Here is a 14,717-nt window from a genome sequence, read left to right as displayed (position 1 = left end):
ACCTTATGTCTTCACAACATTTCTGGGTTTTTACCTATATAAGCTGAAACGCGCTTATAAGTCGTTTAAGACAGTATAGTACGCCAATTTGCAGGATTAGGGAGTGAACACTAATTACCACGGGATTTCTTTGCCTTTTTTTCTGCTTAGTAAATTTCTTAAATATTTTAGCTAAGGTTAGTTGCACTTAAAAGCAGCTAAATTGCAGTGTTTAAGACTTAAAAAACGCCAAATACTGAAAATAGATATTAACCGGGGCTTTTTTTGCCTTTTTTTTCGTTTGGTAAATTTCTTAATGTTTATAGCTAAAAGAGCCCAAGAGAGGTGTCATTCCAGTGCCCCTGTGATGTCATCCCAGTGCTTGGCACTGGAATCCAGCCTTTATTATGCAGCCACTTGGTTGAAATTACGTCTTCTGGATCCCAGTGTCAAGCACTGGGATGACAGGAAGAGAAGGCTACTTGGATGACACCTTGACGATTTGAAGAATCATCATACCGCTACGTGTTAGCGGCTGAGATACCGTGACGGTATGACGTAGGGCTACAGGGTGTCATCCCAGTGCCCAGACACTGGGATCCAGCTTTCTTTACAAATTCACAAAAAGTGCTTCATTTTATAACGCAAAACCCATATTCACCAAACCCAATGCATTACTTGCAATTAAGTTTCCGGGATCCCAGTGTCTGGGCACTGGGATGACATCATAGAGGCGCTGGCCCTGACAATCGTCATCCCGCAGCGAGATCTAGAGATACCGCGGCGGTATAGCTATACCTTTTTTCTACTTAGTTTTGGTTATGCAAGAAGTCTATTATAATCAGGCTTTAAGTATGCGGAAGTAATTTTTTGCATTAGAATAAAAAATTTTTTCTATAGCTAATCAAAGTGGGATCAATAGAAACTTACCACTTTCTTTACAAAGGATTTGATGTTACCATTTGATGAACTATTCTGAATTTATTGAATGAACATTAACATAAAGAATCTAGTTCATGCTTTTTCTAAATTGCCAAGTTTAGGACCATCATCATCACGCAGGTTGGTTATACATTTACTCCAAAACAAAGAGAAAGTTATGCTACCACTTGTATCTTTGATTAAAGAGCTAGCAGATCTTATAGTAGAATGTGAGATTTGCGGAAATCTAGATACTAAATCACCTTGTTCTATTTGTACTAACCCAAAACGTGACACTAAGTTACTGTGTGTAGTAGAAGAATTAGGTGATCTATGGGCGTTTGAAAAAGGAAATATATATTCAGGTTTATACCATGTTTTGGGGGGCAGATTGTCTGCGATAAATGGCATAGGTCCAAAAGAACTTAACCTTGATACTATTCTGGAAAGAGTGGCAGAGTCTAAAATTGAAGAGATAATTATCGCAATTAATCCGACATTAGAGGGTCAAGTTACTGCACAATATATAATTGAATTGCTAAAAAATTTGGATGTGAAAATATCGCGCCTTGCTTGTGGCATACCAATGGGTGGAGAAATTGACTATCTAGATGAAGGAACGTTAAAAGCAGCCCTCACTTCAAGACAAGAATATGAGTTAAATATAAAATAAGGTATGTGCTTAAAAAAACTTGTATCGTTAGTAACGTTCAAGAAGAAAGAAACAGCGCCACCGCTTAAAGTGGTGGCTTGGGAAAATGACCGTCTAAACTATAAGCAATTTTCAGGTAAATTCAACACCATAATTAAAACAATTGATCAGTCTTTTACAATAATATCTTTAGAAGGATATGATGGATGGGGTAAGACGTTTTTTCTGAAAAAGTGGGTAAAAGAGTTAAAACAGCAAAATGAAATTGCAGCTTACTATAACGCATGGGATATCAATGCACTGGATCAACCACTTCCTTCTTTTTTAAATTTTCTATTTGAAGATTTATTTGCATCATATGAAGTAAAAAGAAGCGTTATACAACAGTTCAAGAACATAAACCAAGAACTATTTTCTCTAAACACACTAGGAAAGCTGATCAGTAAATCTCCACTTGCTATGCTTTCCGTATTGCTTGACGCTACAAAAGAGGCTGATAGGAAAGATATTGGTTCTGTACTGAGAGAGTTGAATACTCTTCAAAGAAGAGAAGAAAACATTAAGGATTTTAAAACACAATTGGCAAAGGTAGTTAATAGAATTAGAAAAGACAAAAACATTTATATAATGGTGGATAATCTTGATGTGTGCCGCCCTAAATTCGTTGTCGATTTTTTGGAATCTATAAAGTATATGCTTGATGTGGAGGGGCTTGTTTTCATTATTTCTGTTAGTAGAGATAAGAGCAATGTGCAAAGAGCAATTAGCACAATACTTGGACCAAATTTTAGCTTGAAATCTTTTACTGATCTCGCTTTGCACTTGCCAAAACAATCAATAGGGCAGTTTACAAGAAAGCTGTTTCAAGATGTTGAATTGCCAAAAAAATCAAAAAGCTTAATTATAGATAGCTTTATGTTTTATGCAGAAAGCTTCTCGTTATCATTAAAAGCAATACAATACTGTGTAAAGAAAATTAAGCTATGTTATGTAAAAGAAGAATTACTTGATCCGAATTTATTTACATTTTTAGTAATATTACAGTCAGTAAATGCTGATTTGTATGAGGAATTATATTCATCACATGAGAAAGCACTGGAGAAGATTGAGAGTCTAAATAGTCAAAAAGAATGGGAAAAGCTTAAAATTTCTCTCGAGGCTACCTTCAAAAAGAAAGATTCAGAAAGTATAAAACAAATAAAGAACATTTTGTTTTAAAACCCCTGTCTTTGATGTTTAGTGTATGAATATTGTCACTTGCAGGTAATTTTAGTAATGAAAGATGTCATCCCAGTGTCAAGCACTGGGATGACATCTTTCTTGGTCTCTTGTATCATAATGTTCGTACAGTTGTGCCCTTAATGCAGAAATTTTAACCGCGGAATTTATTTGCTAATTCCTTCACATTAACTTTAGATATATCTGATAAAGGCTCTTGCTGTTCATATGAAGCATCAGGTCTGATATCTCTTTTATCATTACCTTTAGTAATAGAGCACGTTGCCGTATCAGCCTTTACATGCTTAATACTTGGATCTGATTGAAATCCATGCTTTCTCTCCATTTCTGCTTCAAGCGCATTGCCATCGTGTGTTACCATGCACTTTTCTGTGATTGAGTAAGGTTTGGTACCAGAAGTTATATTGCCATACACTTCAGCATTATTGCGCAACAATGGACTAAAGCGCTTTTTACCTTTGTATGTTGGATGAGAAGCAAATACATCATTTAAACTAGAGATTTTCAGCGTATCATTTTCAACACTTGCAGAACTGCTAGCTTTGCTATTATTACGCATTCTATCCAAAGCTTCTCTTACTTTCTCTTTTGATGGTTTTGGAAACAGTGCTGGCTTGTATGCACATGCTGGTAGTTCTGGAAATGTGTCATCAACATTTTTGTACACTGGCATAGTTTTCATCAGTGTTTTAAAAGGGTTTGACTTTTTTGCTTCTCTTTCCTTTTGCATCATGTATTCAGAACGAGTAGGAGTTGGAATAATATGGTCCTCTGGATTTGCAAAAGTAACTTTCTTCTTTTTTGCAACGCTAAGCTCTGGAGCAACAAAATTAGCTTCCTTTCTTGCATTTAGCTCATTAAATCCGTCCCCAACGTTATTTTTTCTTGCTGTAGTGTGAATAACACCTGGAAGTTTTACTTCATACTTAAATTTCTTACCAATAGAGTCTATTGACTCATTGGACGAAGAATCTGTTTGAAGCCCGTTGTTTGAAAATTTTAATTTTGCATCATAAAAAGATATATTGCGTTTTTCTATTTTTGTATAAGTCATGTTTTTACCTCTAAATCTATCAACTAATAAAAGTATAAACTAAGAGGTATTAATTTTGTAATAACGATGCTAATAGGTTTCAAATAAGCATCGCCAGAGGACTCTCTATATAATGCTTAAAGGCATTTAAAAACTTTGCTCCGAGTGCCCCATCAACTGCTCTATGGTCAACAGAAAGTGTTACTGTCATTATTTCTGCTATCTCTATTTTCTCATTCATAACAATTGGTTGTTTTTTGGATGCACCAACTGCCATAATGCAAGATTGCGGCGGATTGATTATAGCACTGAAGGCTTTTATACCAAACATTCCTAAATTGGAAATAGTAAACCCACCTCCTTGAAATTCTTCTGGCCTTAATTTTCCAGATCTTGCTCTGCTTACTAAATCTTTCACTTCTTTTGATATAGATAAAATACCCTTTTTATCAGCATTGTTTACTATAGGAGTAATTAGCCCATCTTCAAGTGCCACAGCGATTGAAATGTCTACATTCGAGTATTTAAGTATTTTATTATCTATCCACGAAGAATTTATATCAGGAAATTTTTTCATGCTGAAAGCTGCAGCTTTTATGATTAGGTCATTAATTGTTACTTTGTTATTTTCATCTGCTGAGCTAATCTCGTTTTTTAACGATATTAACTTATCAACCTGGCAGTCTACAGTTAAATAAAAATGTGGAACATTCTGTTTGGATTCAGTCAGGCGCTGTGCTATCACTTGGCGCATATTACTTACTTCAACTATGGTATCTTTCTCAGGACTTTTAGTGCGTATACCACTGTCTAAAAACTCCAACACATCAGCCTTAATTATGCGACCGTATGGACCTGTACCTTTTAATTGCTGCACATTAACCCCTTCATTTTGAGCTATTTTCTTAGCTAATGGGCTTATTTTTATTATACCTTCTACATAACCCTCTGTCATCTGAGTAGCTGACACTGGTTCTTTTCTTCTGGTCACGCGCTGGAATGACACCGAAGAATGACTTGTTGGCTTTCCATTTAAATCTTGGTATTCTGATTTTTGATTATCAACAGCACTTTTTGCCACTTCCTTTTTAACTGCACTATTGATGGAAGTTGAGGTATAGTTATTAAGCACACTGCTATCTTCTCCTTCTTCCAGCATTAAAGCTATCGGTTGATTTACAGGCACGCCACTTGTTCCTTCTGTTACTAAAATTTTTGCTAAAACTCCTTCATCTACAGATTCAAACTCCATTATGGCTTTATCAGTCTCTATCTCAGCAATTACGTCACCTACTTCAACTTTGTCTTGTTCTTTTTTATGCCACTTGACAATTTTTCCTCCAGTTTTGCTCATTGTTGGTGAAAGAGCAGGCATTAATATTTCTATAGGCATTGATTTTGCATTTAAAGATCTATTCAATTTTTAATTTACTCTTTATCTTATGTCAATCTAATCGTGAATTATGATGAATAAGTCTGTTACACTATCCCTCATGTCATCCCAGTGCTTGACACTGGGCAGTACTATTATCCTATTGTTTTTATTATTTAGCCATAGCTTGTTTGCTAATACCTTTGTTTCAACCAAATCAAATAAAATCAACATGAGAACGGGGCCAGGGTTTCATTATCCTGTAAAATGGAGATACACTTGCAAAAATCTGCCTCTGAAAGTGATAGAAGAGTTTGAGAGTTGGAAAAAGGTCTGCGATATAGATGAAGACTGCGGATGGATAAAAGGCAATCTGCTTAGTGATAAGCACCACGCAATGATAAAAGAAGATACTTATGGATATCAAAAACAGAGTGTAGACAGCAAGATTACTATGAAAATAGACAAGTTTGTTGTAATAGAAATAAAAAAATGCAGTGAAAAATGGTGTTTGCTGTCCTCATCGAAACGCAAAGCATGGGTACAAAAAAAACATATATATGGGGTTGAATAAAGCACCCTCCTACATTCGTTATACCTTTTTGTTAAGATACACCATTTACTACATGCTTTACTTTAATTAATTATTAAAACGAGAGCATAATTTTCAGAGCTATATCTTTTTACCTTAACAATTCTTTTTTGAGTTCCTCTTCAATCATCTTAGTTAAACTCGTGTCAAACTCACTCCTCGAAAAATCCCTAACCTCCCCGGGATCATATCGATTTCCTATCATTTTTTCAATAGCATCATTTATTATGTTTATGTCAAATCCCTTTATAATAGGCGTTACCTTCACCTGCCCTGCAGAGCCTTTACCATAAATTCCTTTATCAATGCAACCACCTGCACCAGGTTTACTGCTTCTAAAACCCTTGCTACACTTTACTGTTTCATACTTGATTTCACCATTTTCTATATATGCTATCCTATTATCTTCAGTAACCCGCAATCCTGTTGTTGTGATTTTTTCTTTTAATTTCACACTATCATCAATTATTGTTTCCGTATAATCTGTATAATTCGTATAATTATCCCTATCCGGATACATTTTATAGATACCTCCACCTCCCATAGTGACTAAATCCTTGCACTCTTGTTTGCCTACACTACACTTTCTTACAAAAATAGGCTCCCCATCCTTATCTGTGTATCTAGATTCTTGGTTACCTCCTCCCTCCGAAACTTTAACTTCAATGATAGGATAATCAGGATCAATTTCCAATTTAGCTTTAATATAATCTCCTGGCATTCCTGCTCTAGTTTCAGTGAAACAGGCATTCTTCTTGGTGGCACTATCTACATAATATTTGCAGCGATCGGGTGTATCTTTTATATGACCTGCTTCACCACATCCCCACACTTCTATTTCAACATGGCTAGATGTTATTTGTGAGCCATCCACATCATGATTTCCACTTCCAAAAACATGCGACTTTTCGCTCTTTTTTTCCGGTTCTTGTTTCTTATTTTTCAGCTGTTCCTTGATTATCTCTTTTAATTTCTTTTTGAGACTTTCTAAATCGAACCTACACAATTTATCAGCATAAAAGACCTCTGTTCTGTTTGCTTTAATTGGTGCTTCTTGTTGCGTGACAACGCCATTTGCATCTTGTGAAATCTTTGTATAAAAAGATTGAGTGTTTTCTTTGTCTACATATCGTGTTGAACGGCTGCATGTTCTATTAAAGCAGATGCAACCATCATCTCCTTGATTACATTTTTCTCTATGTTCTACATCCGTCAATTTGTATACTACTTTCAGTCCTTTACTAGATTTAAATGCATTGTCTATCTCATCATTTCTTTTTACACAGTAACTGCATTTCCCCTTTTCCTGTTTATTGTCGTCAGGGAAGAAAACATACCCTTGCTTATTAAATATTATTTTATCCAACTGATTTTGAGGTCTTTTCAAAAGGTCACCTATTTCCTTGCTTGGAAGATAATAGAACTGATTTGATTCCTTTGAATAAACAGAATTGTATTCAATATATTTTGTTCCCATTGATTTTAGTGGTACTACCTTACCTTCTCTTTCAAGAACAAACTCCTCTGGTTCTGGCTGCCAACCAGAAAGACAAAGCATTTTACTGTTAGAATTTACTTGATTTTTTACTCCCATATATCCCACTTCTATTTTTGGTTGTCCCATATTATCTAATTCTAACTTAGTGAGTTCACATTGATTATGTTCCCTAGGATTTGTTAGACTGCAAGAATCACCATTAGGAAGCTCAATCCCAATATTGGGAACGTAACCATGTTGTTCTAAAATTGTAAATCGAGAACTATTTTTAAATATATTTTCTATAATATCGTTAATATTACTTTTATTGTCACTAGTACTAGTTGTTCTTTCAACTATTCTCGGTTTTACTACTTTTAAAGATAGGGGGCCAATATTTACAGGATGGTTGGTAACATTAAAAGTACAGGAACCATTACTGTAGGTTCCACGTGCTTCATAAGTACAAGTGCTCTCGCTCATCTTCATTTTTATTTCTAGCGTGTTTTCATTTGCTACCTTCACTATCTCAGGTTCCGGAGCAGGTGGTGCCGGGAAACAGCGAATAAACTGCAGACTCTTTTCATCTATACCTTGAGTTCCATGATATTTAGCACAGAGTTTATCTTTTTCTCTATAAGTTTTGAAGTAGTACGTGATGCCATCTTTGTCTAAAATAGAGCGCCACTCAGCTTTATTTTCTCCATACCCTTTAGGGAAATCTAATTCTTTTCCAATCTTTCCGTCTTCTTCTATTAGATCACCAGCTATTACCTTAACTTTAGGGTTGAAGTAATCATTATCTTTATCTGTTATAGGAACAATTCTAACTTGTGGAAGCGACATTGCAAGTTGTTCACAAAATGGAGGGAGGCTAGGTGCAAGTGGCACAGGAGCACATTTTACTTTCTTTTGGTAGCAGGTATCACAGACTTTTTCCATCTCTCCAGGACGAAAAATATTCTTACCCGAAAATACTCTAGAACCCCATGAAGAAATTCCTGACATACAAGCCCCTTTTTGACTGCAAGCGCATATCTTAGGGGAATTAGCAAATTTTATTTTCTCTTCATCAGTAACACCATCTGCCCATTCCCATTCAAGACCCTGAGCAATTTCTCCTCCAGCTTTTGTTTTATCCCCTTCCCAATCGATAAAAACTGCTGCCGAAACTCCAGCACCTGTGCCTTGCGTACCATATATTTGGCGGCAGGATGTCCCACCTTGTAAGTCGTAGCAGTAACTTTTTCCATCATAAGCACATACTCTAATCTTAGGATTAAAATAGCTATCCACTCCTTGATCTTTTATTGCTTTTACCTTAATTTCTTTCACCCAATTGCCACCAACTATTGCCTCCCACCAAGTATTACTTTCTACAAAGCGGGGACAATCAGCATATCCTTGATACGAAGGACCAAATGTCAATAAGAATATCAATAAGAAATTAAGCTTTACATTTTTCATAGAACACCGGTAACCACTGATTAACTTCTTCTCCTTTTTCTTTTATTGCTTCATACATATACTTTATAGTCTCTTTATTAGCTGAAAGTACATGTATTTCTTGCATATTCTTTAAATCTAAATTTAAAGTTACTAACCCTTTATACTGCTTTATCAAAAATAAACCTTCCTGTGTTGGCGTCTGCAGAATTATATTCAGCTCCTCTTTTGATAAAGAAAATGCCTTCATGTATAATCTATTTGCATTGACGTTTGGCATCAAGATCCTTGTATCAACATGTTTATCTAAATATTGAGTAAATTTGCTAGCAAATGCGAGGTTTAAATTTTCAGTACTTAGGATTACCACAATATTTAGTTCCGTCATTCTTTGCATCCAGTTATCAAACTCTTTCTCTGTAGGAAAAATATTACTTATCTCCCATGCTTCATCCAAAACAAGTATTGCAGGTGAGCCATCACATTTTGCCTCAAAAGAATATAAAAAATAGTAAAGTATCACGTACATACATTCTTTTCGTTTTGTGAGGTTTGCGGTGTTGAGAGATATAATTTTTGTTTCCCAGTCAATATCTGATTCATTACCATCTTGAAATAAGTAAGCAAACTCACCACCTTCACACCATCTACTTATTTTACCCCCGAGGAGCAAAAGCACCTCAGAAATTTGCGCAATAGAACGTGACTCCTTGGGTATAGCAAATATGGAATCCACAATTTTTCTTATCTTTTCTTCTACGTCCACCAAGCTCGTATCGGCTACCATTCTTTTGATCAGTTCAACCAACATATTGCGATTGGAAGCACTATCTTCAATGTTTAGTGGATTAAATTTTAGGCTTTTGTCCTTATATTTTGGATCGATTATATAATATTTACCACTCACTGCTTTAGTAAAAATTATCGACTTTCCAGTGTTATCCAATATGACAATTCTTGGGTTAAACTTTCTTGATTCTGATAATAGGAAATTAATGAGTGAAGTTCTGCCTGAATTTGGAGCTCCAAGTATCGTAGTATGGCCATTATTTCTTTTTCCATGGAAATTAAAGAAGTAAGGATTTCCTTCTTTTGAGAAAAAAACTGTTACCGCTTCTTTCCACCTTCCTCCTTTTAATGTACCTGACGTAAAATCATGCAGCATAGCAAAACTGCAAGCATATTTTGCTAATATATTTTTCGGTTGTGCAATAAAGGTAAAATTGCCTGGAAGTTGTGCCCAAAAATGACTTTCCATATGTAGATCAGTTCTAAATATCATGAAGCCAATCAATGACATTATAGAAGATAAATCACCAATACTTTCAGCTAACTTATTCCTATCGTCTGCAAATATTGTAAAAATAATTTTCTGTTGGCAGAAGTCTAGACTAAAGGTCTTTTCAAGCTCTATTATTTCTTCAATTCCTGAGCTTTTAAGTAAGGTATTATCCTCACTAATTTGCAGCATGTTAATTTGTTTATTAAATTCTTTTATTGCCTTACTATTACTAGTAAATATCATTATTTCTGTAATGATAAATTCAGATTCAAGCTGTAAGCACCTATCTATATTGGCTAAGGAGATTTCTCGGTATTCTTTTATGCTGAAAATAGAGCCAAATTTCTGTTGATTTTCAAAGATTGTCTGAAACGTATTGAAACCAAAAGCTATTTTAAAATTTCTAATATATTGCAACAGGTCCCTTTCATGTATTGGATAATCTTTGTGCGTTAATGTAACAATATAGTAGAGAAATTCTATCATTTCAGAATATATTTTACCTTCACTAAATCTTAGACCCAGTTTTTTAGCTCCAAAAGGTCCTAAATCATCGTGAATTAAGTCAGTTATCTTTTGCAACTCCTGGTGACTTTCTTGTAAAGACAGCTTATGCTTATTCTTTATTCTATTAAAAAAAAATGAATTATTGGTATGCTTACCAAAATCGCTAAACAATATTACAATATATAATTCATTTATATACTGTAATTTACTATCAGTGAGTTTATCAAACCGCGCTGAATGTAGCTTATCAGAGAAGTCTTCAGTTTTATTCCATTTTAAGCTCAATTTATTGCGCTTTCGGACAGTATGAATCCAAACGGCAAAATATAGGCTATTAATATTTTTTGATATGCTTTTTCTAATTTCAGTTCTAAGGTCGCTGTAGTTATCAACAGAAGAATAATCTTCTAACTTGATTATTTTTAACAATTCTCCCTGTTTTGTTAGTATAGTTTCTTCATCGTAGTGACAAGCATAAGGAATAAAATCTAAATCAATGCTTTCTAGTAATGCTAAGTTGTTCTTTTTCTCAAGCTTATGGTTAGTTGCTGGTACTTTTAGCTGCATATGTGTATTCAATAAAGATAATTAAAAAAGATAAAAATACTATCTTAATTTTTATCTTTTTTTTCGCTATCGGATTGTAATTTTATATCTTTTGCAAAATTAAATTTCTCTTTTAAGTAGTCTGTTGCCTTTTCTGTACTACCAAACATCATGATCAGTACACCAAACATTATCATAAAAAAGATTAGACCTCTGAACACTACTGCAAGTATCACTGCAGCTATACATAACCCTATGATTGTTGAAGGACTCATATTTTCTACAGTATCTTTAATTGAAAATGAAGAAATAAAAATTTTTACCGTTTCTTGTACATCCTTTAATTCATCACTCACCGAACTTGCTTCGCTAGAATATGATGCAAAAATGAAACTTAATAAGGCTATAAAAACCAAAACTTTATTCAATTGAGTGCACATCAACTAAATACCCTTTAAACATTCCTCAAATATAACAACTTTTATATCAATAGGCAAGAACTGAATTCACTTATCCACTACAAGTAACACATATTTAATTTTTACAATGCTGTAAGCTCTTTATCATCAACAGGACGACTCAAATTGGTGGATGTTAATTCACTTGAAGGGGTTAAATACCATGTAGTTATTGCCTCTATAGCAAATACTGCTCCTATGACACACAATATTCCTGATTTTGCTATTGCTGCTGCAACAAGACATCCCACTGCTAGAAGAGCACAACCTGCTGCAAGTGCAACGTGAAGATTTCTATCATTGGATTGTTTTTTAGATAGGATATCTTTAGAAGCTTCTTGTTTGCTTGAAACAGCTTTCTCCTCTTTTTCTTCGGGTTGCATTGGATCTTTCTTCTCATGATGTTTAGAAGGAGATCTTCGTCCGCTTGGCCCTTTGGCCCTTGTTTTGGTCAGATGTGCTAATTTTGTCTCTCCTTCATCCTCTGGTTGCAAACCATTGTCTTCTTCAACAGAGTTTAATGTTGAGTTTAAACTTTCCTCAGATGAAGTGCTTGTTACTAAAATTAAACTCCTCCTTCTGCTACTTACTGGTGATTCTAAACTTTCTTCATTCGTTCTAGGCGATTCTATTCCACTATCTAAATCACTACCACTACTGAGTTTAGAAGTATTTGCACCGCTTGGCACTTCTACAGCATCTGCAGTTGTATTTTGATTTTGCATGGTGCTATCAGAATGATCTTTATTGTCGTTCTTGCTAACAGCATCTAAAGTTATTAGTTCCATAATTATTTTTTCTATTTCCACTCTTTTTGTTGGGTCTAGTTTTTTTGATTGCGTTATTTCTTTTTTCAACTGTGGAAGAAAGTCCTTGATATAATACTTATAATCTTCTCTTTTTTTTAGCTAATTTTTTTAATTTAGCTGATGCTTCAGGGCTAGCTCCTGGCTTGGATGACTCTAAGTGTTTTCTGACAGCCTGCTCATCTTGTCGTTCTCTTAGTACTTCTTCTAATCGAATCAACACCTGAGGATCAGCTCCCTGCTTGAAGAACTGTTTGCATGTTCTGGTAGTTTCTTGCACAGCTTCTCGCTTTTTTGTTACTGCTTCGAATATAATGTCGTACATCCTCTCAGGATTTTTTACAGTATTTAGCATAGACTCCTCCATACATAATAAAATGTATAGATACCTCTTTAGCGTTAATTTTACATTAAAACTGGGCAATTATGCCCTATAATGGGCTCTTTCAGAGATAATTATGACTTGCTTGCTGGTTAACTATTTGCTTTGCTGCTTCTACAGATTTGCTTTTGATATAATTGTTCGCTTGTTGAACTAACATGTCTATCACTTCTTTTACAGGCTTTTCCTTATCAACCATGCCAACACTTTGACCGGCCATTAGAGATCCTGTTTCAACATCTCCATCAATTACTGCTCTTCTTAAAGCTCCAGCCCAGAATTTTTCTATTTCAAGCTGCCCATCTTCTTTTGAGATCTGGCCCTTTTGGTATTCATCAATAACTTTTTTTTGATGCTTCATAAAATCATTACTTGCTTTGTTGGCTATGGCTCTTACAGGAATTACAGGAAAATCAGCACTTATCTGCATAGAAGACACTGCATTACGCGCAGCTGACTTAATAAACACTTCCTTAAAATTTTTGTGGGCAATTGACTCATTAGTGCAGACAAATAATGTGCCTATTTGACAGCCACTTGCCCCCATTTTTAAATAATTAACTATCATTTCACCTCTTCCTATTCCGCCGGCAACAAATACTGGTGTTTGTTCATTTTTAAAATGAGGCAATATCTCTTGTGCAAGAACGGAAGTACTAACTGGCCCTATGTGCCCGCCTGCTTCCATTCCTTCTATTATTAACGCATCTACTCCCATTTTCACTAACCTTTTCGCAAGGCTTAATGCTGGTGCAAAGCACATAACTTTAATGCCTGCACTCTTGATTTTTTCTATATTAGGCTTTGTTGGTAGTCCACCGGCAAGCACTATATGGCTCACTTTCGTTTCAATGCATACATCTATCAGCTTACTCAACTTTGGGTGCATAGTAATTAGGTTTACACCAAATGGTTTGTTAGTTAATTTCTGTGTCTCTATGATTTCTTTTTTCAATAGGTTTGGAAACATTGCACCACATGCAATTACACCGAAACCACCAGCGTTTGAGATTGCCGAAACCAAGTTTCTCTCTGAAACCCAGCTCATAGCACCACCCATTATCGCAAACTCACTACCAAGAAAATCTGTTCCTTTTTTCCAGAGGCTACTTAACATATAACCTATATCATACGTTTAAAAATGTTTTGCTTATCTATAAATGTGTGTTTCAAAGCGCCAAGTATATGCAAGATTATAAAGAGTACCATAAAACATGCAAGCATCGAATGTAGCCAATTAGCCGTGTTAGCTAGATCTTTGTTTTGATTAATCAACAAAGGGATATGAAAAAAATACTTGATCTTTTTGCTAGAAGCAGAAGACATAACATAGCCAGATAGTGGCATTAGCACCATTAAAGAATATAAACCAAAGTGTACTGTTTTACTTGCATTGATTACAAACCGAGAAAAATTTGCTGGAAGTCGTGGAACATAAGTAAAGACGCGAAAAAATATGCGTACTATGATTAGTCCAAGAATAGTGATACCACAAGCCTTATGAATAGCGTATATGTTGAACTTAATTTCATTGCTAAGTGGTAAGCTTTTCATATAAAGTCCAGAGCAAAGCATACCAATAATAAAAACAGCCATCAACCAATGGATAACTCTTAAGCCTAGGCTATATTTATCGTCTTCCATTTTGATTACCCTAAAGTAGCATTTATATAATAGAAAAACTATTTTTCAATCAAAATTATTAAAGCAATTTAGATTTACCGACAATGTAGCTATACAAATTCGACCCAGCCGAGAGTCAAGGGCACCTAAGCCATAGAAACGGATTAAATGCAAAACTTACTTGACACCCTCCGCCAGCCCCCTTATCATGATAGTGAAGGTATTCAGTTATCTTCATCTGTGCAGATTAAACAGCAAGAAAACAACGTAGTTGGCGTCTTATTTTTAATTTTTTGCACTATGTGCACCTTATGTCTTCACGATATTTCTAGGTTTTTACCTACACAAGCTGAAACGCGCTTATAAGTCGTTTAAGACAGTATAGTACGCCAATTTGCAGGA

The 14,717-nt window shown here is 35.0% G+C and carries 13 protein-coding genes; 4 read left to right on the top strand and 9 right to left on the bottom strand.

All coding sequences use genetic code 11. From position 1 onward, the window contains the following. Positions 1–295 precede the first annotated feature (295 nt). The 3 genes from OZD70_RS06005 to OZD70_RS03755 all read left to right on the top strand — a co-directional run bounded on the left by OZD70_RS06005 (position 296) and on the right by OZD70_RS03755 (position 2,770). Complete coding sequence (locus OZD70_RS06005) at positions 296–469, top strand: hypothetical protein (protein ID WP_410543794.1); 174 nt, start codon at positions 296–298, stop codon at positions 467–469. A gap of 504 nt (positions 470–973) precedes the next feature. Continuing rightward, on the top strand, positions 974–1,573 hold the full coding sequence (recR, locus tag OZD70_RS03760) for a recombination mediator RecR (protein ID WP_375138160.1): 600 nt from the start codon (positions 974–976) through the stop codon (positions 1,571–1,573). Positions 1,574–1,576: 3 nt separating this feature from the next. Further along, positions 1,577–2,770, top strand: coding sequence for a KAP family P-loop NTPase fold protein (locus OZD70_RS03755; protein ID WP_275021006.1), 1,194 nt, complete (start codon positions 1,577–1,579; stop codon positions 2,768–2,770). 154 nt (positions 2,771–2,924) lie between these two features. On the opposite strand, the gene OZD70_RS03750 is transcribed toward OZD70_RS03755, so the two are convergent. Both OZD70_RS03750 and OZD70_RS03745 read right to left on the bottom strand, forming a co-directional pair. Beyond that, a complete protein-coding gene (locus OZD70_RS03750; RefSeq protein WP_275021005.1) occupies positions 2,925–3,845 on the bottom strand; it encodes a hypothetical protein in 921 nt (306 codons plus the stop codon). Between the two features lie 79 nt (positions 3,846–3,924). After that, entirely contained in the window at positions 3,925–5,217 is a 1,293-nt protein-coding gene (locus tag OZD70_RS03745; RefSeq protein WP_275021079.1) for a pyruvate dehydrogenase complex dihydrolipoamide acetyltransferase, read from the bottom strand. A 70-nt stretch (positions 5,218–5,287) separates the two neighbouring features. Here OZD70_RS03745 and OZD70_RS03740 point away from each other — a divergent pair, with 70 nt between their 5' ends. Beyond that, positions 5,288–5,770 (top strand): SH3 domain-containing protein, encoded by a 483-nt coding sequence (locus OZD70_RS03740; protein ID WP_275021003.1) that lies wholly within the window; start codon positions 5,288–5,290, stop codon positions 5,768–5,770. A 109-nt stretch (positions 5,771–5,879) separates the two neighbouring features. On the opposite strand, the gene OZD70_RS03735 is transcribed toward OZD70_RS03740, so the two are convergent. The 7 genes from OZD70_RS03735 to OZD70_RS03705 form a co-directional block, all read right to left on the bottom strand. Continuing rightward, positions 5,880–8,732 (bottom strand): hypothetical protein, encoded by a 2,853-nt coding sequence (locus tag OZD70_RS03735; protein ID WP_275021001.1) that lies wholly within the window; start codon positions 8,730–8,732, stop codon positions 5,880–5,882. Beyond that, entirely contained in the window at positions 8,713–11,067 is a 2,355-nt protein-coding gene (locus OZD70_RS03730) for a VirB4 family type IV secretion/conjugal transfer ATPase (RefSeq protein ID WP_275020999.1), read from the bottom strand. The genes OZD70_RS03735 and OZD70_RS03730 overlap by 20 nt, the downstream gene beginning before the upstream one ends. A 44-nt stretch (positions 11,068–11,111) precedes the next feature. Next, positions 11,112–11,486: a hypothetical protein gene (locus OZD70_RS03725; protein WP_275021077.1), complete on the bottom strand. Its 375-nt coding sequence runs from the start codon at positions 11,484–11,486 to the stop codon at positions 11,112–11,114. 101 nt (positions 11,487–11,587) lie between these two features. After that, positions 11,588–12,361 carry a hypothetical protein gene (locus OZD70_RS03720; protein ID WP_275020997.1) on the bottom strand — a complete coding sequence of 258 codons (774 nt, stop codon included), beginning with the start codon at positions 12,359–12,361 and terminating at the stop codon, positions 11,588–11,590. Positions 12,362–12,389: 28 nt separating this feature from the next. Further along, the gene (locus OZD70_RS03715; protein ID WP_275020995.1) at positions 12,390–12,665 is read right to left on the bottom strand and encodes a hypothetical protein; all 276 of its coding nucleotides are present in this window, start codon (positions 12,663–12,665) and stop codon (positions 12,390–12,392) included. 91 nt (positions 12,666–12,756) lie between these two features. Continuing rightward, positions 12,757–13,809 (bottom strand): NAD(P)H-dependent flavin oxidoreductase, encoded by a 1,053-nt coding sequence (locus OZD70_RS03710; protein ID WP_275020993.1) that lies wholly within the window; start codon positions 13,807–13,809, stop codon positions 12,757–12,759. A gap of 5 nt (positions 13,810–13,814) precedes the next feature. Beyond that, on the bottom strand, positions 13,815–14,336 hold the full coding sequence (locus tag OZD70_RS03705; protein WP_275020992.1) for a cytochrome b: 522 nt from the start codon (positions 14,334–14,336) through the stop codon (positions 13,815–13,817). Between the last annotated feature and the right edge of the window lie 381 nt (positions 14,337–14,717).

This window comes from Wolbachia endosymbiont of Drosophila tsacasi, assembly GCF_028982115.1.
Lineage (GTDB): Bacteria > Pseudomonadota > Alphaproteobacteria > Rickettsiales > Anaplasmataceae > Wolbachia > Wolbachia pipientis_B.
This window is presented reverse-complemented; position numbering and strand designations above follow the sequence as displayed.